The following is a 20268-nucleotide window of genomic DNA, read 5'->3' on the forward strand; positions in this document are numbered from 1 at the left end:
GTCTTTCCAGTGCCATTTGCGACCAATCGGGGCGTGATCGGGCAAACGGTCCGTCATTGTCGCCCAAATTCCACGCGTTCGCGCCGCAACCGAGTGGTTTGACCGGTTTATTCCATCAAAGGTTGAGGCTCGGATAGCGGTTTCGATTGTTGCGTGCATGGATTTGTGTTCTGGTCGTGTGACCGTGATTTGATAAGGGAGTGAGCAGATGCCGTTGACGGTTCAGGACGCAAAGATTGTGGTTGGGATGAACGAGCGGGGCGATGCCGAGCATGACATTGCCGCGTGGTTTGGCGAAAGCCAGGCGAAAATCGTGGAGGTGATCGACGGGATCAGCCATGGTGCATTGGCAGCAGCGAATGACGATGAGCTTCATCCGGTCGGAGCACCGGGCCCCAAGGCTCTGCGGTTGCGCAGTGACGTTTTGCGGGCGCTGGATGCGTTGGACGGGGATGACTTGGCCAAGGCCAAGGCGGTTCTGCGGGAAGGTTTGGCCACGTTCAACGCGCATGACGCCAAGTGACCCTTGTCTGCGCTGTGGTCGCGCGTAGCGCATGACCTTTCTGGCTGTGGTTTCGGTCCCCTGCATCTGGACATTCAGGGCATTTGTTCTATTTTTGTTCTTATGCGTATCGCATCGACACCACAGCCCAGTTCGGGCCGCCCATGGCCCAGACCACCGGCTTGCCTTCCAGCCGACCGACTGGACGACCCGCCCGAGGGTGCGCGGGTTGCTGTGGCGGGATTGGTGATCCTGCGGCAGCGGCCTGGTACGGCCAAAGGGGTGATCTTCATCACGCTCGAAGACGAGACCGGCATCGTGAACGTGATTGTCTGGCGCAAGATCTATGAGCGGTTCCGCCGAGCGGTGATCTCGGGGCGGTTGCTGCGGGTAACCGGGCGGATGCAGCGGGCCCATGCGGTGACCCATGTGATCGCGGAAGAGATCGAGGACATATCGGGCATGCTGGACCTGCTGGTGCGGGGTGACGGGGCGGATGCCTACCGGCCCCAGCCGACTGCAGAGCACAATGAGTTCGCCAAAACGCGCAATTTCGGCTAGTCTTTTGCATCATGCGGTTGCCGGGGGGGGAGCGCAGATGTCAACAAATTCGGCTGGTTTCGTGGGCAATATTCCAAGTCATTACGACGCGGGGTTGGGCCCGAATATCTTCACTGACTACGCAGACAGACTTGCCGCCCGTTGCGCCGAAGAGCCGGTGGCCAAGGCCATTGAACTGGCCGCGGGTACGGGGATCCTGAGCCGCAAGCTGTGCGATGTGTTGCCGAGCGAGGCCCAAGTTCTGATCTCGGACCTGAACGCGCCCATGCTGGAGGTTGCAAAGGCCAAATTCTCGGCGGCGGACAACGTCGAGTTCGCGGTCGTCAACGCGATGGATCTACCGTTCGAAGACGGCGCGTTCGACCTGATTACCTGCCAGTTCGGGGTCATGTTCTTTCCCGACAAACCCGCTTCGTTCCATGAGGCGGCGCGGGTGCTCAGACCGGGTGGGCGCTATGTTTTCAACGTGTGGAGCCCGATGTCCGAAAACCCGTTCTCGCAGGTCGCGCACGATGTGGGGGCGCATTTCTTTCCGCAGGATCCGCCGGGATTCTACAAGGTACCGTTTCACTATGGTGACCCCGAGGCCGTCCGGGCCGATCTGAGGGCCGCAGGCTGGACGGATATGGAACACGAAACGATCCGGTTGACGAAGACCATCGTCAACCCGGAAGCCTTTGCCCACGCTCTGGTTTTTGGAAACCCGTTGGTCGATGAAATACGAGAGCGCGGCGGCGTGGATCCCACGGACGTGGCCGCGCGGATGTTCTCTGAATTGAAGCGCGTCTTTGGTCCGCAGGGCATGACGATGCCACTGTCAGCGACCACGTTCGTCTGCCGAAAGACCTGACGGTAGCTCGCGCACAATCCGACCCGGGTCAGAAAAAACCCAATGACGATCAGGCCAACAGCGCCTGACCGTTCTTGAGGTGACGCGAAATCAGACCGCGCTGCTTGTGACCTTTTGGAATCAGGGCGGCTGGCCGCGGTTCAAAGCCGGGGTCCTCAAGCTCGGGGAACAGGGCCAATATCTCGGCGCGAGCCGCCTCGGGGATGGATTTCAGCGCTTCGGGACCGGCGAACAGGCTTTCGCATGGGGTGTCGTTGGCAAAGATGACCTGATGCGTGTCGAAAAGAAGGTGGAAATAGCAAACGGACTCCGTGGCACAGACCCGGTCAATGCCGTCCAGCGGCAGCAGCGACTTGGCCGAAACCAGCACCTCGTTGGTGTTGAACATGCGCTGCGCGATCTTTGACCGCACCAGAATGCGGTGCTGGGGTGAAACGATCAGGTCCTGTGTTGGCAGCCCTGCGCAGAGCGCGCCGGCGGAAATCCGGATTGGAACCAGTTTCGGATTGGCGGAGAAGTCGACGCTGTCCAGCTCACGGCGCCCGATCCAGCGGATCGGTTCATAGCTGCCGGCGTAGGTCAGAACCAGATCTCCGACCGAAAAGTCTTCGATCCTTGTTGTCCCGTCCTTGGTGGTGATCAGTGTGCCGGCGGTAAAGCATGGGACATTCGAAATCGGCGATGCCTGACCATCACTGCTGCCGGCAACCTCATAGGTCGTACCGGGCGTTGGCAGGACGGGGCCGCTTATGCCGACATTCACGCCATCGATGCGAATGACCCAGAACGTGTCGCCGGAGGTTGTCGTAAAACCGAACTCAAGCTCGACCTGATCGCCGGGCTGAAAGGTCTGTCCGTTGATCGTCACCGCCTGGCTCAATACCTGGTCGTTGTTGGCCGTACTGGGCGACGACCCGTCGCCGGGCGTGTCGATGTAACCGTCCGAAAACAGCTGGCTGGCCGTGCCGTCGTCATCCTCGACGTTGATGACGGTCAGCGCTGCACCAGCATTCAGGGAAAAGGTCGTTCCGACAGGATAGCCGACAGTGTTGTTCGTCGATGCGCCGGTCCATTGGTCGAACCCGTAAATCGGAACCGTGAAATTGAATGTCGCCAAACCTTAACTCCTTGTTACCGCTTGTAGTTACAGAACGGCCAACGCGCAATTCAACTGTCGTCAGGGTCTTGATGCAGAAAGAGGTGCGATACGCTCCAAGTTGCCTGAAATTTCAGCATTTGGTGAACGCTACCGTTTGAACAGAACGTTCTGCGCGTCTTTGCTGCGATGGTCTCCGCGCAGCTCGGCATGCAGGGCACGTCCCGCCTGAACTCCGGGGCGGGCTCCCACGGTTTCCAGCCACCGGGCAAAGTGGGGCTTGTCCTCCAGCGTCTGCTGCTGACCCTCCCACAGGCTCGCCCAGCCCCAAATCGACATATCGGCGATCGAATAGAAGTCGCCGGCAACATACTCGTTGTCGGCAAGGCGCCGGTCCAGAACGCGGTACAGGCGCGCAACCTCGGTGCGATAGCGGTCCTTGGCATAGGGCAGGTCCTGCGGCGGGTCCAACTGGGGGGCATATTTCAGAAAGTGGTGTGCCTGACCGGCCATCGGTCCGACGCCACCCATCTGCCACATCAGCCATTCCTCGACCGCGATCCGGTCACGCTCGGTCGACCCGTAGAACCGGCCGGTCTTGCGGGCCAGATACATCAGGATCGCGCCGCTTTCGAAAACCGAGATCGGTGCGCCATCCGGGCCGTCTGGGTCGACGATCGCAGGCATCCGGTTGTTGGGTGAGATTTTCAGAAACTCGGGCGCGAACTGATCGCCTTTGCCGATGTTTATGAGGTGGGTCTGGTAGGGCAGCCCCATCTCTTCAAGGGCAATGGATACTTTCCAGCCATTTGGCGTGGGCCAGAAATACAGATCGATCGGGTGTGTCATGGGGCCTCCGTGTTGCGGGACGATCATGAGCCATTCGCTGCAAAGGGCAAGTGCGCGGTGGATGTCGCGCCTTGACGCCCGCGCGCCCGAGGCGTATGCGCAATCCAGAAACCACGTGGCGATTTGTTACCGGATTGCGGGCCACGCTAAACAACACCGCTAAAAGGTCAGGATGAAAGACCCCTTTCGCTTGACCGCGTCTGGGGTTTTTTTTGATTTGCCCTCGGGTTTCGGGGCCGAAAGGTAAAGACATGAGCGAAAGCTGGAACAAACGCACCCAAGCCGTCCACGGCGGTATCCGTCGCAGCCAGTACAACGAAGTCAGCGAGGCGATATTCCTGACGCAGGGGTTCGTCTACGACACCGCCGAGCAGGCCGAAGCTCGGTTCATCGAGACTGGCCCGGACGAGTTCATCTATGCCCGCTATGGCAACCCGACGGTTGCGATGTTCGAGCAGCGCATCGCTGCGCTTGAGGGGGCCGAAGATGGTTTTGCGACGGCGTCCGGTATGGCGGCCGTGAACGGGGCGCTGGCCTCGATGCTGCAGGCGGGCGATCACGTGGTTTCGGCCAAGGCCCTGTTTGGGTCCTGCCTGTACATTTTGGAGAATATCCTGACCCGCTATGGTGTCGAGGTGACCTTTGTCGACGGTACGGACATGGACCAATGGAAGGCCGCGATCCGGCCCGACACCAAGGCCGTGTTCTTCGAATCCATGTCGAACCCCACGCTCGAAGTCATCGACATTCGCGCGGTGGCAGAACTGGCCCATGCGGTGGGGGCCACCGTGATCGTCGACAACGTGTTCTCGACCCCGGTGTTCTCGCAAGCGATCGCGCAGGGTGCGGATGTGGTGGTTTACTCGGCCACCAAGCATATCGACGGGCAGGGACGCGCGCTGGGCGGCGTGATCCTGGGCGCCAAGGAGTTCATTCGCGGAACGGTCGAGCCGTACCTCAAACACACGGGCGGCGCACTCAGCCCGTTCAACGCGTGGATCATGCTCAAGGGGCTGGAAACGTTGGCCCTGCGAGTCAATGCCCAGGCCGAGACGGCGCAGAAACTGGCCGACGCGCTGGAAGGCCATGAGACGCTGGAGCGGATCATGTATCCGGGCCTGAAATCTCATGCTCAGAACGCTCTGGTGCAGAGCCAACTGGGGGGCAAGGGCGGTACGGTCCTGTCGCTGGACATCAAGGGGGGTAAGGACGCGGCCTTCCGGTTCCTTAACGCGCTGACGATCCCGGTAATTTCGAACAATCTGGGCGATGCCAAGTCCATCGCAACCCATCCGGCAACGACCACGCACCAGCGGTTGAGCGATGCGCAGAAAGACGAATTGGGCATCACGCCCGGTTTGATCCGCTTTTCTGTCGGACTCGAAGATGCCGACGATCTGCTGGAGGATATCCGGCAGGCATTGTCGGCTGCTGCGGTGTGACGGCGCACACGCGCCGTTGAACACATCGGCAACCGCGCAATGTCGCCCGGGTAAAAGGGCGCAATCCGTTCGGAAATGGCGGTTTTGCGATGGTTTTTTCGATCCGGGCTGCTATCTGACCCGTATTGGGTTACACTGCGGTTTCCGCCGCAGTCAGAGATAGCCTGACGACACACCGAGGATACGCAGCCAATGAACATTCATTCGCGCGACATTGACGAAAAACCAGATCGGAACGAGGCCGCTGAGGCTCTCAAGGTTCTGCGGAAATGGGCAAAGGGCGCCAGCGAGGCCGAGATCAGCCAGCTTGATCCAGCCGTGGCCCGCCTGGTGCCCGGGTTGATTCCGGACAACTACCCTTCGATGTCACGTGAATACCCCGAAGACTTCAAAGTCGACGAAGCCTACAAATCTGCGTTGCCGGATCTCCAGAACGGCCCGTCCAGCCTGATCCGCGGTGCGAAACAGCAGATCCAGCATGTGGGCATCTCGAATTTCCGCCTGCCGATCCGATTTCACAGCAAGAACGGTCCGGACCTGACGCTGGAAACCTCGGTTACGGGCACCGTCAGCCTCGAAGCCGAGAAAAAGGGCATCAACATGTCCCGGATCATGCGGTCCTTCTACAAGCATGCCGAGCGTACGTTCAGTTTCGAGGTGATGGAATCTGCGCTGAGCGATTATCTGACCGACCTCGACAGTTTCGATGCAAGGCTTCAGATGCGCTTCTCCTATCCCGATCGGGTCAAAAGCCTGCGTTCGGGTCTTGAGGGATATCAGTATTACGACATCGCGCTTGAACTGGTCGAACAGGGCGGCGTGCGTCAGAAGATCATGCATCTCGACTATGTCTATTCTTCGACCTGCCCATGCTCGCTGGAACTCAGCGAACACGCCCGGTCGGTGCGCGGACAGCTTGCGACGCCGCATTCGCAGCGTTCCGTGGCGCGCATTTCGGTCGTGGTCGATTGTGACGCCGATTGCCTGTGGTTCGAGGATCTGATCGCCCTGTGCCGCCGCGCCGTCCCCACCGAAACCCAGGTGATGGTCAAGCGCGAAGACGAACAGGCCTTTGCTGAGCTGAACGCCGCCAACCCCATCTTTGTCGAAGACGCCGCGCGTCTGTTCTGTGCCGAGCTGCTGGCCGATCATCACGTCGGTGACTTCCGCGTCATCGCCAGCCATCAGGAAAGTCTGCACAGCCACGATGCGGTGTCGATTCTGACCGAGGGGCCGACATTTGCATCCACCAGCTTGGACCCGCGCCTGTTCACGACGCTGTTCCACGTCGGCTGACCCAAAAAACGCCGCGAAAACCGGCGTATATTGGGCGGTAGGCGCCTTTTTGCCGCAATGCAGCGGAAAATGCTGCATGCGCGCGATTATTTGCATACATTGAAGATGAATGCAGCTGTGGCGCGCCATGTCAGTTGTGGCGCACCACCCCGAAAGGAAGCCGGGACGTGTTACGCCTTGGACTGCAATACACCTTCGTCCGTCCGCGCGATCGGAACGGCAAGGGCTTTTCTACCTCGGAAATCGGGCTGCTTCATTGCTACAGGAGAGACTTGGAATGAATCCCATTGCCCAACAGCTTGAGCTGCAGGCCGCCGCCGTGCGTCTGGCCGGCTATGCCGTGACCAGCCAGATGAAAATGATGCAGGCATTTGCTCAAACCGTGTTCCCGATCCCGGTTGCGTCGGTCACCGAACCAACGAAGCCGGCCGTGAAGTCGGCCAAGAAACCGGTGGCGCGAACCACGGCCAAACCCGCCGCGAAGAAGGCGAAACCTGTGGTCCGGGCCAAGGCCAAGACGGTCGCAAAGCCGGCTCCGAAGCCGAAGGCACCCGCAAAAGCCGCACCGAAACCGGTCACGAAGGCCACAGCCAAGCCCAAAACGCCGCCTGCAACGGCTCAAAAACCGCCGCAGCCCGTCGCAACGGCCACTCCTGCACAGCGCGTCACTCCGGTCGCATCGGAGAAACCCGCAACGGCCGTGACGCCCAAGGCCAAGCCCACCGAGGCAAAACCTGCGGCTTCAACCGAAGAAGCCAAGGCCAAAAAGCCCGTAGCGGCTGCAACAACCAAACCCGCCGAGGCACCGAAACCGGCCACGCGCCGCACGCGTGCGCCGTCCAAGCCACCGGCCATGCCGCCCGTGGCTGAAAAAATGGACGACTGATCACAGATCATCTGCTTGACACTTTCGGGCCGGCGCGCCAACGCTGCCCGTCATGATGGATCTTCGCCCGGTCGGATATGTGATTGGCTTGCTGGTCGCCATACTTGGGGCGACCATGCTGTTGCCGATGCTTGCGGACATCATCGAGGGTCGGGGCGAGTGGAACGTTTTCTTTGAAAGCGGTGTCATCACGATCCTGACCGGCGTGGTTCTGGCCATGAGCTGCTCGAACGGTGTGGGCGAGGGGCTGACCATCCGTCAGACCTTTTTGCTGACCACTGGCGTTTGGGTCGCGCTGCCGCTGTTCGGGGCAATCCCCTTCGTGTTCGGTGAGACCGAGCTTCGATTTGTCGATGCCTATTTCGAAGCCATGTCCGGGCTGACCACCACCGGGTCGACCGTAATCTCCGGGTTGGATGATCTGCCGCGTGGCCTGCTTTTGTGGCGCGGTTTGCTGCAATGGCTGGGCGGGATCGGCATCATTGTCGTGGCCATGGTTTTCCTGCCCGAGCTCAAGGTCGGCGGAATGCAGATCTTCCGCTCGGAAGGGTTTGAAACCATGGGGAAAATCCTTCCTCGCGCGCAAGAGATCGCGGGCCAGATTTCGCTGATCTATGTATTCCTGACCGTAGCCTGCGCCCTGGTTTATGCCGGCTTGGGAATGAACTTTTTCGACGCGGTCGTTCATGCGTTCACAACCATGTCCACCGGAGGGTTCTCGAACTATGACGCCTCGTTCGGTACGTTCTCGGGGCCCGCGGAATACGCCGCGTCCATATTCATGATCCTGGCTGCGCTGCCGTTCGTGCGGTATGTGCAATTCGTCAACGGCCGGACAGGCTCGATCCTGGAAGACAGCCAGATCAGGGCCTTTCTGGCCACGATCGCCGTTCTGGTGGCGATCATGGCTGTCTTTCTTACATCGGTCTTTCCGCACCACTGGGAACAGGCGGTGCGCGAGTCGTTGTTCAACATCACCTCGATCATTTCCGGCACCGGCTACGCCAGTGTCGATTACATGACCTGGGGCAGTTTTCCGATCATGATGTTCTTCATGATCGGCCTGATCGGCGGTTGCGCCGGTTCTACGGCCTGCTCCATCAAGATCTTCCGCTATCAATTGCTGATTGCTTCCATCAAGGCTCAGATCAGTCGGATCCGGTCGCCGCACGGAGTGTTCGTGCCCAAATATGATGGCCGCGCCATCAGCCGCGATGTCCTGACATCGGTCATGAGCTTTTTCATGTTCTTCGCGCTGTCGCTGGGGGCGCTGTCCTGGGCGCTGGCGCTGACTGGTCTGGATTTCATCACAGCGGTATCCGGTGCAGCGACGGCGCTTGCAAATGTCGGCCCCGGTTTGGGTGATCAGATCGGCCCCGCAGGGAATTTTGCCGGGCTGAACGACACGGCCAAGTGGTTGTTGACCTTCGGAATGCTGACCGGCCGGCTGGAGCTGATGGCCGTGTATGTCCTGTTCACCATTCGGTTCTGGAGAGGCTGATGAAAAGACCATTGGGCGCCCAAATCTCGCACATGCTCAAGGATCGGGGGGTCGAAGTCATTTTCGGCATTCCCGGTGTGCACAATCAGGAAATGTACCGTGGAATCGAAGAAGCGGGCATTACTCATGTGCTGGCGCGGCATGAGCAGGGCGCGGGCTTCATGGCTGACGGTTATGCACGGGCGACGGGCAAGCCCGGCGTGGCCTACGTGATCACCGGTCCTGGCCTGTGCAACGTCATGACGCCGATGGGGCAGGGCTATACCGACTCGGTTCCGATGCTGGTTCTGTCCTCCTGTCTGAGCGAAACGCAGGCACAGCGCGGCCAGTTGCACCAGATGAAAGACCAGCGCGCGGCCGCTGAATGCGTGACCGACTGGTCCTGCCAGGCAAACGACGCGCAATCAGCCTATGGCCTGATCGAACGCGCCTTTGAGGAGTTCGCGCTGAAACGTCCGCGCCCCAAGCATATTCAGGTCCCGATCGCGCAGTTGGAGGCCGAGGCCGACCCCGCTCCTTTTCCGAACCAGGACGCGGTGCGGGTCAAGGCTCTGGCGCCGGACATTGCGCCGGTTCTGTCGCTGCTGAACATCGCACGGCGGCCGCTGTTCATATTGGGTGGTGGGTCGAGGTCTAACCTGTGGCGCCAGATTCTGTCTCAGCTCGGTGCGGCCTGTTTCACCACTTATGCGGGGCGTGGGTTGGTCGGCACCGGCTATACCCTGGATTTCGGCGCGACCTTGCCGCGACCCGGCAGTGCCGAGGTGATTGGGTCGGCCGATCTGGTCATCGCGGTCGGTACCGAATTGGGTGAGGTCGACCTTTGGCGCGACCGGTTGGGCCACAAGGCGACCTTGGTGCGGGTTGACCTCGACCCCGAGGTTCTGGCCGACCGGCACCGGGCGGCGGTCAAGCTGCAGGCCGACGGCGAAAGTTTTGCCCATTCACTGTGGTCCGCGACCCAAGACTGCAAGCCGGCCACCGGCTGGTCGCCGGAAGAGGTGGCCGAAGCCCGAGCGCGCTGGCGCGCCGAGGTCGACGCGGAAAGACCGGGTATCGTGCCGGTTGCCGACGCCTTGCGTGCAGCGATGCCCGCCGACACCATGATCTATTCCGACATGACCCAGTTCGCCTATGTCGCGAAAGAAGTCTGGGACATGGCGCGCCCATACCACTGGCACCACCCGACCGGGTTCGGCACTCTGGGCTATGCACTGCCGGCCGGGATCGGCGGCGCGGTTGCGCGGCGCGGAAAGCCAACTGCCGTGATCGCGGGTGACTACGGGTTCCACTATACGATGCAGGAACTGGGTGCGGCGGTCGAGCTGGGGTTGTCGCTGCCCATCATCCTTTGGGACAACGGCAAGCTGAAAGAGATCGAGGACAGCATGGTCGGCAGCCAGATTGCTCCGAACGCGGTTGTCGCGCGCAACCCTGATTTCTGCAAGCTGGCCGAGGCTTTCGGTGCGCGGTCGGCCGCTCCAAACTCGCTACCTGAAATGCAGGCTGCCGTTCGCGCGGCCTTTGACGCGCCCGTGCCGACCCTTGTGCACGTCACGCCCGATATCTTGAAGGGATGAAAAAAGGCGCCGCAATGTCCTGCGGCGCCTTCAAATTCTGTTCGTGACTTTCGGTCAACCCCAGCAGTTCACCAGCACGGTCATGCCAGTCGCGCGGCGGTTCAACTCGTCGGGCGAAACCTGGCCGGTTTCCTGCGCTGTCTGAGCCGTTGCCCCGGCCTTTGACAGGATCTCGTGAAGGCGGTCGGCCGCGGCAGCCAGGCTGACATCGCGGGGCAGGGTGCGCCCCTCGGTCCGCGCAGGCAGCAGCATTCCGACCACGTTGCCGTGATCATCGAATACCGGGCCGCCGGCGTCTCCGGGTTGTGCGGTCAGGCTCAGGCGGGTCACACCGGCCTCTCCGTTCAGCCCGCGGATATCGGCGATCTTGCCGTAGGTCAGGGTCGGAGCCCCCAAAGCGCCCCCATATGAGTATCCCGCGACGGCCACTTCAGATTGCAGGCGAGGCTGGGCTTCGTTCAAGGCCGCAACGGCCATCGGTGCCAGCGTCTTGTTGGGGCGCAGGACTGCCACGCCCAGTTCGGGATCGCTCCACGCGGTTTGCAGTTCCTGACCGTCCTCAAGGGTGACGCGGGTGCAGTTCTGCACAGCCTCGGACACGGTCAGGACCAGACCGTTGGGATCGGCAAAAAAGCCCGACCGCGACAACCGTGGTTTTCTGAGTTGGAGACCGGACATCAAGTCGATGCTTTGCTCGGCATTGGCACCAGCCGCAGCATCAAGAACACCATCGGTGGTTTCAAAGCTGGCGATCATTGCCGCCAGAACTCGGGCGCGGCGTGCGTCATCGCCTTCGGGCCAGACAAGGGTGAAGCCTTTGATCTTGCCGTCGCTCAGATTGGCCTGTGTATAGGATACGATCCCGTTGCCACGGCCTTCGATGGTAAACCTGTCGCCACGCAGCTCACGCGGGCCGTTCAGCGGCACGATCTCGAGCGATTGCATCGCCTCGAACAGCGCGCGCAAAGTGGTTTTGCTGCCCTCCTGGCTGATCAAAACGACCCGTGCGTCCAGATCACCGCTGGAATTGAAATGCGCGAACGGCGCCTCGTATCGGTCGAAGGCAACTACCCCAAGCGGCAGGTCGACGGAAATCCCAGCGCGATCATCGACGTGACGGGCCATGCCGACGCTGATCAGCGGGGCATTGTAGTCATCCATCAAAGCCTTGCGCTGTGCCGTCGTCAGGACTCCGGTCGGTTCAAAGCCATTGAATCGCTGCCATTCCGCCATCGACCGACGTGTGCCCTGGCCGAATGCCCCGTCGATGGTCGAACTGTAAAACCCGGCAGCCTGCAATGCGGTTTGCAGGTCTTTTCGTTCCTGTCCGCTCAGCTGCCGCTCGGACTGCAGGGCCTGTGATCTCGTCTCGTCCGAAGGTTGGGGCGTCAGACCGGCCTGTGGCTGCTCTGGCTGCGGCTCGGGCTGAACGGGCGCTGTGATTGCCCCGCGGTTCAGGACATTGGCGCCAATTGGCCAGAACTGCTGCCCAAGGGCGCCTGAAAAGGTGATGAAACTGTCTGAGGGGATCTGCCGTTCGGCCCGGTAGACGCGCAGCACCTGCTCGGCGTCGGCCCGCAGATAGGGGCCGATCACTATGGCGTACCAGCCGCTGTTCAGGCGGAACCCGTTCACGTCGGGCAGGGCATTGGCATAGACTTGCGCCCGGTCCTGTGCCTCGCGCAGCGATGGCTGCGCTTCGACCTGAACCCAGACGCCTGCGTCAGCCCCCTGTTGAGCATACGCAGCGCGCATGCCGACTGTAATCAGTAAAAGAATTGCAACGAATATGCGTGTCATTTTCTGCCCGTTTTATGCGGTGTTTTGGCTTTGCCTCAACTTACGCGATTCAGGGGTGAAAACGCTATGCCCACGATACGGGGAATTTCTGGTGTGGCGGCACAGTGACAGCAGGCGGGCATTGGCCCGTTGACGCCCCTTGGCCCCTTGCATAGGAAGGGCAAAACCGACCGGAACCGGGCAAATCCGCGCCCAAAGGGAATGTCATGACCGAACCGTCCAGCGCACCACGTTCATTTCAGGAAATCATCCTGCGGCTTCAGAACTACTGGGCCTCGAAGGGCTGTGCCATCCTGCAGCCATACGACATGGAGGTCGGTGCCGGTACGTTCCACCCTGCAACCACCCTGCGGGCTTTGGGGTCCAAACCCTGGGCTGCGGCCTACGTTCAACCGTCGCGCCGTCCGACCGATGGGCGCTATGGCGAGAACCCCAACCGCTTGCAGCACTACTATCAGTACCAGGTGCTGATCAAACCCAGCCCTCCGGACCTGCAAGAGCTGTATCTGGGCAGCCTTCAGGCCATCGGCATCGACATGGACCTGCACGACATCCGTTTCGTCGAGGATGACTGGGAAAGCCCCACCCTGGGCGCATGGGGCCTGGGCTGGGAGGTCTGGTGCGACGGCATGGAAGTCAGCCAGTTTACCTATTTCCAGCAGGTCGGCGGCCATGACTGCGCGCCGGTCTCGGGCGAGCTGACATATGGTCTGGAACGGCTGGCGATGTATGTTCTGGGCATCGACCACGTAATGGACATGCCCTTCAACGACCCGCAATCGCCCAGCCCGCTGACATATGGCGACATCTTCAAGCAAACCGAAGAGGAATACGCCCGTTGGAACTTTGATGTGGCCAACACCGAGGTTTTGCTGCGCCACTTCGAAGAGGCCGAGGAAGAATGCGCCGCGATCCTGAGCCAGGAAAACGTTGACCCCAAAACGGGCAAGCGGATCATCATGGCGCATCCTGCTTATGACCAGTGCATCAAGGCCAGCCATATCTTCAACCTCCTGGACGCGCGCGGCGTGATTTCGGTGACCGAGCGGCAGGCCTATATCGGGCGGGTGCGCGCGCTGGCCAAGCAATGCGCCGATGCTTTCGTGCAGACCGAGGCCGCGGGTTTCGAGGCCTGATGGCTCGTCGCACCCCACAGGAGGATCGCGCATGACCGGGAAAATGCTGGCAATTCTGTTGGTCGCTTGCGCCGTCATTGCTGGCGTCAGCATGTATTACCTGCAGGTCTACGGCTACTACTACGAGGTCGAACCCTCACCCGGTCAGGATGTTGTTCTGACCGAAACCGCGACCGGCCAACCGGTGCCAATTGCCTACAGCGCGTTTCAGGCGATCGACGCCGACAGCTCTCCGATCCGGTATCGGGCTTGTTTCCAGACAGATCTGAAGCCGGAACAGCTGGCCGTCCGCTACATGAGCGCCGAAGAGGCCGAGCCGCTGACGGCCCCGGGTTGGTTCGACTGCTATGATGCGGCTACTCTGGCCGAGGCGTTGGCGAACGGATCCGCCCGCGCGTTCGTAGGGGTCAAGAACATCCACTACGGCGTTGATCGGATCGTAGCTGTAACGCAGGACGGTTCGGGCTTTGCCTGGCATGCCCTGAACAACTGCGGCGAAAAGGCCTATGACGGAACGGTTGTCGGTGAAGAGTGCCCGCCCCAACCGGAAAACTGAGTGGTCGGGATGGGGTTCATCGTTGAAATCCCCGGATTTCTGACGGCAACGCTGGGCTTTGCCGTCTATCTGATGGGCGCCGAGATCAACGCCCGCGCCGAGATCCTGCGACGGTTCAACATCCCCGAACCCGTGACCGGCGGTCTGTTGGCCTCGCTGGTGGTTCTGACGCTGTATCTGCTGTTCGGTATGGAACTGGAGTTCGACCTGACCGCGCGGGATTTCCTGCTGGTGCTGTTCTTTGCCGGGATCGGCCTGAATGCCCGGCTGTCCGATCTGATCGCGGGCGGAAAGCCTCTGGTGCTGCTGCTGATCCTGACGTTGCTGACGATCGTGGCGCAGAACCTGATCGGCGCGGCGGGGGCGGCGGCCTTCGGCTATCCGGCGCAGTCCGGCGTTCTGTTCGGCTCGGCTGCCCTGATCGGCGGCCACGGCACCGCCATCGCCTGGGCGCCCGAGGTGGCGCAGGTCACCGGGCTTGAGGGCGCGACCGAGCTGGGCGTTGCGGTTGCAACCCTGGGCCTTGTCCTGGCTGCGCTGGTCGGCGGCCCCATCGCGCGACTGTTGATCGAAGGGCGCGACCTGTCGCCAAACCGCCCGGACGAGGAACATACCGTCGGCGTGCCCGACGAGCCGTCAGACGCAGCCGCGAAGATCGACCACCTGACGGTGATGCGGGTGCTGCTGTACCTGAACATGGCCATCATCGCGGGCTATGCTCTGTCTGAGGTGATCCTGGCCGCGGGTTTGAAACTGCCGCTGTTCGTGCCCTGCCTGATCATGGGTATCGTGATCGGCAACCTGCGCCCGCTGCTGGCCCCGCGCGCCGCGTCGGTGTCGCGCACGCCGTCGCTGGCGCTGATCTCGGAATTCGCGCTGGGCGCGTTTCTGGCCATGTCGCTGATGAGCCTGCAACTGTGGACAATCGCCGATCTGGGCCTGTCGATCGTGGTGATCATGACGGCGCAGACTTTGTTTGCGGTGGCTTTCGTGATCTGGGTTCTGTTCCCGGTCATGGGCGCGAACTACCGCGCGGCCGTGCTGGCGGCGGGGTTCGGTGGCTTCGCGTTGGGCGCAACACCGACCGCAATTGCCAATATGACCGCCGTAACCAAGCGATACGGGCCTTCGCCTATTGCCTTTATCGTGCTCCCCCTTGTATCCGCATTCTTCGTGGATATCGCCAATGCCATCGTCATCCAGACGATCGTCAATTTCTAAGGATCGAAAATGCCCGACCTGCTGATCGAACTGTTTTCCGAGGAAATCCCCGCGCGCATGCAGACCCGCGCCGGCGAGGATTTGAAAAAACGGATCACCGACGGTCTGGTCGAGGCCGGTCTGACCTATGCCCATGCGCACGCCCTGACCACGCCGCGCCGCCTGACGCTGGCGGTCGAGGGGCTGCTGGCCGAAAGCCCCACCATCCGCGAAGAGCGCAAGGGCCCCAAGGTTGGCGCGCCGGACAAGGCCATCGAGGGCTTCCTGCGTGGCGCGGGGATTAGCCGCGACCAGCTCGAGGAACGGGACACGCCCAAGGGCGCGGTCTATTTTGCCACCATCGAGAAACCGGGTCGCCCGGCGGCCGAGATCGTGGCCGAGGTTCTGGCTGACACGATCCGCAACTTCCCCTGGCCGAAATCCATGCGCTGGGGCAGCGGAGCCCTGCGCTGGGTTCGGCCGCTGCATTCGATCCTGTGCATCCTCAGCGATGAAGCCGGCGCGCAGGTCGTGCCGATGGAGATCGACGGGATCACCGCCGGTGACACCACCGAGGGCCATCGCTTCATGGCGCCGGGCCGGTTTGCCGTGACCGGGTTCGAGGATTACGCCGCCAAGCTGAAGCGCGCCTTCGTCGTGCTGTCGCCCGAGGAACGGGCCGAGCACATCTGGAACGACGCACAGAACATGGCCTTTGCCGCCGGTCTGGAGGTGGTCGAGGACAAGAGCTTGCTGGCCGAGGTGGCCGGGCTGGTCGAATGGCCGGTGGTGCTGATGGGGCAGATCGACGATGAATTCCTCGACCTGCCGCCCGAGGTACTGCAGACCTCGATGAAAGAGCACCAGAAATTCTTCTCGGTCCGCAACCCCGCAACGGGGCGGATTGAACGGTTCATCACCGTGGCCAACCGCGAGACCGCCGACAATGGTGCGACCATCCTGGCCGGAAACCAGAAGGTGCTGTCGGCGCGTCTGGCCGATGCGAAATTCTTCTGGGAGAACGACCTGCGGGTTGCCAAGGCAGACATCACGCAATGGACCCGTGCACTTGAAAACGTGACCTTCCACAACAAGCTGGGCACCCAGGCGCAGCGGATCGACCGCATTGCCGCGCTGGCCCGCGAACTGGCCACGGTCACGGGCGCCGACCCGGACCAGGCCGAGAAGGCCGCGCGGCTGGCCAAGGCCGATCTGAGTTCGGAGATGGTCTATGAATTCCCCGAACTTCAGGGGCTTATGGGGCGGTATTACATTGAGGCGGCTGGAGAAGACGCCGCCGTGGCCGCCGTGGCGCAGGAGCACTACTCGCCGCTGGGCCCGTCGGATGACGTGCCAACCGCGCCGCTCTCGGTGACCGTGGCGCTTGCCGACAAGCTGGACACGCTGACCGGGTTCTGGGCGATTGATGAAAAGCCCACCGGCTCAAAAGACCCGTTTGCTTTGCGTCGCGCTGCTTTGGGTATCTCTCGATTGGTTCTCGAAAACGATCTGCGGCTGTCGTTGGATCGCTTCTTTGACAGCCAACTTATTCGAGCAGAAAGCGCAATCAATGAGGCGTTGCCGGAAGCTAACGTTCTTGATCTGTTGGAAGAAATTGCAGAGCGAGGTGTCTTTGGTGCTGCATTCCAAGCGGTCAAGGACAAAATCGGAGGATTGCCTGCCACGGCCTTTCTTGAACTTGAAAAAAAGGTCCCAGACGCATCTGACGATCTCCTCTCCTTTTTCCACGACCGCCTCAAAGTCTTCCTCCGCGACGAGGGCATTCGCCACGACGTGATCGACGCCTGTATCGCGATGGACGGCAATGACGACCTCAACCTGCTGGTCAAACGCGCCCGCGCGTTGAATGCGGTGATCGCGACCGAGGATGGCGAAAACCTGGTGCAGGGCTTCAAGCGCGCCAACAACATCCTGACCCAGGCCGAGGAGAAGGACGGGGTCGAATACTCTTTCGGTGCCGACCTGAAATTCGCCGAGACCGACAGCGAAAAGGCCCTGTTCGCCGCGCTGGATCAGGTACAGGCCAAGATTGCACCGGCACTCAAGGCCGAGGATTTCCCGGCGGCGATGGCGGCCATGGCCGCGCTGCGCGGGCCGATCGACGCGTTCTTCGAGGACGTCCAGGTCAATTCCGACAATGCCGTGCTGCGCCGCAACCGCCTGAATCTGCTGAGCCAGATCCGCCAGATCTGCTCCAGCGTCGCGGACCTGACCAAGATCGAAGGCTGACCTTGTGGGCGCGCTCTGGCGCGCCCACAAGGCCCTTGCGCGGAAGGCTAGGGCGCTTATGCTGCGGTGAAACCAAAAGGTGCCGCAGTGCAGAATAATCCGCATACCACGCTCATCACTCCTGATGCTCCTGTCGCCGCCGACACGCATGGCGGCCGGGCGAAATGTCTGCAGCGCCTTGTGCGGTTGGACCTTCCCGTACCGCGTACGGTGGCTCTGTCCTTCGATCAGGTGCGGCGGATCGCTGACGGCGATATCCCGGCAATCGAAGCCATACTTGAACAGTTCGACGCATCGGCCTTGCTGTGCGTTCGCCCCAGTTCCGAGGACCCTGACTGGGGTGGCCCCGGCGCGGTTCTGAACATCGGGATGAACGATGCCCGTTTCGTGGAATTGTCCGACAAGATGGGTCCCGAGGCCGCTGCCGCACTGTATCTGCGGTTCGTCCAAAGTTATGCGATCCACGTTGCGCGACTGGACGCGGACGTTTTCGACGACATCGAAGCCGATGGTCGCGAAGGCCTGCGCCAGACCCTGCGCGCCTATGAGGACGAAACGGACGAAGCGTTCCCCCAGGACCGGGGCGAGCAGTTGCTGGCGGTCCTGCGCTCGATGGCGCGGGCGTGGGATGGTACGTCCGCCCGTCTGCTGCGGCAGGCCAAGGGCGCTCCGGCGGATGCCGGACTGGGCCTTGTCATTCAGGAGATGATCCCGGGCGTCGGTCAGGGCGAATGCGGATCGGGTGTGCTGCAGCTGGTGAATACCTCGACCGGCATGCCGCAGATCACAGGCCGCTACCTGAGCCAAAGCCAAGGGCGCGATGCGCTGGGCGAGGGGGTTGCGGCCCTCTACCTTGAAAAGGACCCGCGCGGGCAAGCGCTCGAGGATGTTGCGCCTCAGGCCTTTGCCGACCTCAAGGCCCATGCGGCGTTGATGCGGCGCAAATTGCGCGAAGAGATGCAGGTCGAATTCGTGATCGAAAACGGCAAGGTGCATATTCTGGACGGGGTCCGCGTTCAGCGCAGCGCCCGCGCCGCCATGCGGATCGCTGTTCGATTGGCCGAGGATGGCATCATCACCCCGCAGGAAGCCGTCATGCGGATCGACCCGCATTCTCTGAATGAGTTACTGCACCGTCAGGTGCATCCCGAGGCCAAGCGTGACGTGCTGACCACGGGTATCGGGGCCAGTCCCGGGGCGGCCACCGGCCGGATCGTGTTCACTTCGGCCGAGGCACAGGCCAGCGCCGCGCGCGGCGAGCCCTGCATTCTGGTGCGCCGTGAAACCTCGCCCGAGGATGTGCGCGGCATGCACGCCGCGGTCGCCGTACTGACCGAAAAGGGTGGCATGACCAGCCATGCGGCCGTGATCGGGCGTGGGCTGGGGCTGCCCTGTATCGTCGGCGCGTCCGAGATGCGGTTCCAGACCAAGAAAAAGCAGCTTACCGTTCCGGACGGCCGCGTTTTCACCACAGGCGACATTCTGACGATTGACGGAAGCTCGGGCCAGGTGTTGGCGGGCGAGCCGGCGATGCTCGAAGCTGCACTGGATGACTGTTTTCAGACCTTGATGAGCTGGGCCGACGCCGAGCGAGACATATCAATTCGTGCCAATGCCGACACTCCTGCCGACGCGCAGGCTGCGCGAAACTTCCAGGCGCAGGGGATTGGGTTGTGCCGAACCGAGCATATGTTTTTCGACCCCGGTCGTCTGATCGTGATGCGCGAGATGATTTTCGCTCAGACTTCATCGGGACGCGCGGCGGTTTTGGAGCGGTTGCTTCCGATGCAACGCGATGATTTTGTGCAGCTTTTCCGGATCATGGAAGGGCAGCCCGTCTGCATCCGACTGTTCGATCCGCCTCTGCACGAGTTTCTGCCGACCACGCGCAGCGGGCAGCGCGAACTGGCCGAAGCGCTGGATCTTCCGGTTTCGGATGTGGAGCGTCGGGTGGACGAAATGAGCGAATACAACCCCATGCTGGGGTTGCGGGGCGTACGCCTTGGTATCACGGTGCCCGAGATCTATGATATGCAAGCCCGCGCGATCTTCGAGGCGACGCTCGAAGCCAGCAAAAATGGCGCGCCGGTGGTGCCCGAGGTCATGATTCCGCTGGTTTCGGCCAAGCGCGAGGTCGAACTGATCAAGGCGCGGGTGGACACGGTTGCCGCAGCCGTTGCGGCCGAGCGTGGTCAGGAGTTCGAATACCGGTTGGGTGTGATGGTCGAAACGCCCCGGGCCTGTTTGCGCGCCGAGGAAATCGCTCCTCATGCCTCGTTCCTGAGTTTCGGCACCAATGACCTGACGCAGATGACCTATGGTCTGTCACGCGACGACGCGGGACGCTTCATGTCAGCCTATGTTCGGCAGGGGGTGTTCACCGAGGATCCGTTCCATGTTCTGGACGCCGATGGGGTCGGCGAACTGCTCAAGCTGGGCTCGGAGCGGGGGCGTACAGCTCGGCCCGATGTCACGCTTTCGGTCTGTGGTGAACATGGCGGCAACCCCGAATCAATCGCCCTTTGTCGGGATTTGGGGTTCGATTATGTGTCCTGTTCACCCTTCCGAGTCCCGGTCGCTCGGCTGGCTGCCGCTCAGTTGGCGATTTCGTCAAAACTTGGGGGTTGACAGGCCGTCAAAGCCCTAGGAATAGTGGTTTCGGGATGGACCTGTGGCTGATTAATTTTGGCCCCGCGGGCAAGATTTTTCTTGCTTTTTCCTCAGAACTGGACCTTTCGCGCCTTCTGCGTTAAGACCCCGTCG

At 61.5% G+C, this 20268-nt stretch carries 16 protein-coding genes and 1 riboswitch; of the genes, 13 read left to right on the plus strand and 3 right to left on the minus strand.

The window, feature by feature from the left end; all coding sequences use genetic code 11:
• The first annotated feature begins 208 nt into the window (after positions 1-208).
• From ACR0LD_RS02380 to ACR0LD_RS02390, 3 genes are all read left to right on the plus strand, one after another.
• Positions 209-523, plus strand: a complete 315-nt coding sequence (locus tag ACR0LD_RS02380) for a hypothetical protein (RefSeq protein ID WP_093962513.1) — start codon at positions 209-211, stop codon at positions 521-523.
• 102 nt (positions 524-625) lie between these two features.
• Positions 626-1063 carry an OB-fold nucleic acid binding domain-containing protein gene (locus tag ACR0LD_RS02385; protein ID WP_170358563.1) on the plus strand — a complete coding sequence of 146 codons (438 nt, stop codon included), beginning with the start codon at positions 626-628 and terminating at the stop codon, positions 1061-1063.
• 37 nt (positions 1064-1100) lie between these two features.
• A complete protein-coding gene (locus ACR0LD_RS02390) occupies positions 1101-1913 on the plus strand; it encodes a class I SAM-dependent methyltransferase (protein WP_170366462.1) in 813 nt (270 codons plus the stop codon).
• A 49-nt stretch (positions 1914-1962) separates the two neighbouring features.
• Here the strand turns inward: ACR0LD_RS02390 and ACR0LD_RS02395 are convergent, their stop codons facing one another.
• Positions 1963-3030: a Hint domain-containing protein gene (locus tag ACR0LD_RS02395; RefSeq protein ID WP_480635531.1), complete on the minus strand. Its 1068-nt coding sequence runs from the start codon at positions 3028-3030 to the stop codon at positions 1963-1965.
• A gap of 129 nt (positions 3031-3159) precedes the next feature.
• Positions 3160-3858, minus strand: coding sequence for a glutathione S-transferase N-terminal domain-containing protein (locus ACR0LD_RS02400; protein WP_480635532.1), 699 nt, complete (start codon positions 3856-3858; stop codon positions 3160-3162).
• Positions 3859-3963: 105 nt separating this feature from the next.
• Positions 3964-4041, plus strand: a riboswitch (SAM riboswitch).
• A gap of 68 nt (positions 4042-4109) precedes the next feature.
• On the opposite strand from ACR0LD_RS02400, the gene metZ reads away from it, so the two are divergent.
• The 5 genes from metZ to ACR0LD_RS02425 all read left to right on the plus strand — a co-directional run bounded on the left by metZ (position 4110) and on the right by ACR0LD_RS02425 (position 10563).
• Complete coding sequence (gene metZ, locus ACR0LD_RS02405) at positions 4110-5300, plus strand: O-succinylhomoserine sulfhydrylase (protein WP_480635533.1); 1191 nt, start codon at positions 4110-4112, stop codon at positions 5298-5300.
• Positions 5301-5492: 192 nt separating this feature from the next.
• A complete protein-coding gene (folE2, locus tag ACR0LD_RS02410; RefSeq protein WP_170363134.1) occupies positions 5493-6596 on the plus strand; it encodes a GTP cyclohydrolase FolE2 in 1104 nt (367 codons plus the stop codon).
• Between the two features lie 277 nt (positions 6597-6873).
• A complete protein-coding gene (locus ACR0LD_RS02415) occupies positions 6874-7482 on the plus strand; it encodes a hypothetical protein (protein WP_170437976.1) in 609 nt (202 codons plus the stop codon).
• A gap of 52 nt (positions 7483-7534) precedes the next feature.
• A complete protein-coding gene (locus tag ACR0LD_RS02420) occupies positions 7535-8983 on the plus strand; it encodes a TrkH family potassium uptake protein (protein WP_170370728.1) in 1449 nt (482 codons plus the stop codon).
• Positions 8983-10563: a thiamine pyrophosphate-binding protein gene (locus ACR0LD_RS02425; protein ID WP_480635534.1), complete on the plus strand. Its 1581-nt coding sequence runs from the start codon at positions 8983-8985 to the stop codon at positions 10561-10563. The genes ACR0LD_RS02420 and ACR0LD_RS02425 overlap by 1 nt, the downstream gene beginning before the upstream one ends.
• 54 nt (positions 10564-10617) lie before the next feature.
• Here ACR0LD_RS02425 and ACR0LD_RS02430 read toward each other — a convergent pair whose 3' ends face one another.
• A complete protein-coding gene (locus ACR0LD_RS02430; RefSeq protein ID WP_480635535.1) occupies positions 10618-12363 on the minus strand; it encodes a serine protease in 1746 nt (581 codons plus the stop codon).
• A gap of 206 nt (positions 12364-12569) precedes the next feature.
• Here ACR0LD_RS02430 and ACR0LD_RS02435 point away from each other — a divergent pair, with 206 nt between their 5' ends.
• The 5 genes from ACR0LD_RS02435 to ACR0LD_RS02455 all read left to right on the plus strand — a co-directional run bounded on the left by ACR0LD_RS02435 (position 12570) and on the right by ACR0LD_RS02455 (position 20133).
• On the plus strand, positions 12570-13499 hold the full coding sequence (locus tag ACR0LD_RS02435; RefSeq protein WP_093962505.1) for a glycine--tRNA ligase subunit alpha: 930 nt from the start codon (positions 12570-12572) through the stop codon (positions 13497-13499).
• 31 nt (positions 13500-13530) lie between these two features.
• Positions 13531-14055 carry a DUF6446 family protein gene (locus ACR0LD_RS02440; protein ID WP_170370725.1) on the plus strand — a complete coding sequence of 175 codons (525 nt, stop codon included), beginning with the start codon at positions 13531-13533 and terminating at the stop codon, positions 14053-14055.
• 9 nt (positions 14056-14064) lie between these two features.
• The gene (gltS, locus tag ACR0LD_RS02445; protein WP_480635536.1) at positions 14065-15276 is read left to right on the plus strand and encodes a sodium/glutamate symporter; all 1212 of its coding nucleotides are present in this window, start codon (positions 14065-14067) and stop codon (positions 15274-15276) included.
• A 9-nt stretch (positions 15277-15285) separates the two neighbouring features.
• Positions 15286-17505 (plus strand): glycine--tRNA ligase subunit beta, encoded by a 2220-nt coding sequence (gene glyS, locus ACR0LD_RS02450; RefSeq protein ID WP_480635537.1) that lies wholly within the window; start codon positions 15286-15288, stop codon positions 17503-17505.
• A 66-nt stretch (positions 17506-17571) separates the two neighbouring features.
• Complete coding sequence (locus tag ACR0LD_RS02455; RefSeq protein ID WP_480635538.1) at positions 17572-20133, plus strand: putative PEP-binding protein; 2562 nt, start codon at positions 17572-17574, stop codon at positions 20131-20133.
• Positions 20134-20268: the final 135 nt, after the last annotated feature.

Source organism: Ruegeria sp. BF8 (assembly GCF_056538625.1).

Bases quoted from the DNA above. Each gene is read 5' to 3' on its own strand.
- glyS (WP_480635537.1), top strand. From the start codon at position 15,286: ATGCCCGACCTGCTGATCGAACTGTTTTCCGAGGAAATCCCCGCGCGC.
- ACR0LD_RS02425 (WP_480635534.1), top strand. From the start codon at position 8,983: ATGAAAAGACCATTGGGCGCCCAAATCTCGCACATGCTCAAGGATCGG.
- ACR0LD_RS02435 (WP_093962505.1), top strand. From the start codon at position 12,570: ATGACCGAACCGTCCAGCGCACCACGTTCATTTCAGGAAATCATCCTG.
- ACR0LD_RS02390 (WP_170366462.1), top strand. From the start codon at position 1,101: ATGTCAACAAATTCGGCTGGTTTCGTGGGCAATATTCCAAGTCATTAC.
- ACR0LD_RS02415 (WP_170437976.1), top strand. From the start codon at position 6,874: ATGAATCCCATTGCCCAACAGCTTGAGCTGCAGGCCGCCGCCGTGCGT.
- ACR0LD_RS02400 (WP_480635532.1), bottom strand. From the start codon at position 3,858: ATGACACACCCGATCGATCTGTATTTCTGGCCCACGCCAAATGGCTGG.
- ACR0LD_RS02430 (WP_480635535.1), bottom strand. From the start codon at position 12,363: ATGACACGCATATTCGTTGCAATTCTTTTACTGATTACAGTCGGCATG.
- ACR0LD_RS02385 (WP_170358563.1), top strand. From the start codon at position 626: ATGCGTATCGCATCGACACCACAGCCCAGTTCGGGCCGCCCATGGCCC.
- folE2 (WP_170363134.1), top strand. From the start codon at position 5,493: ATGAACATTCATTCGCGCGACATTGACGAAAAACCAGATCGGAACGAG.
- ACR0LD_RS02380 (WP_093962513.1), top strand. From the start codon at position 209: ATGCCGTTGACGGTTCAGGACGCAAAGATTGTGGTTGGGATGAACGAG.
- gltS (WP_480635536.1), top strand. From the start codon at position 14,065: ATGGGGTTCATCGTTGAAATCCCCGGATTTCTGACGGCAACGCTGGGC.
- ACR0LD_RS02420 (WP_170370728.1), top strand. From the start codon at position 7,535: ATGATGGATCTTCGCCCGGTCGGATATGTGATTGGCTTGCTGGTCGCC.
- metZ (WP_480635533.1), top strand. From the start codon at position 4,110: ATGAGCGAAAGCTGGAACAAACGCACCCAAGCCGTCCACGGCGGTATC.
- ACR0LD_RS02440 (WP_170370725.1), top strand. From the start codon at position 13,531: ATGACCGGGAAAATGCTGGCAATTCTGTTGGTCGCTTGCGCCGTCATT.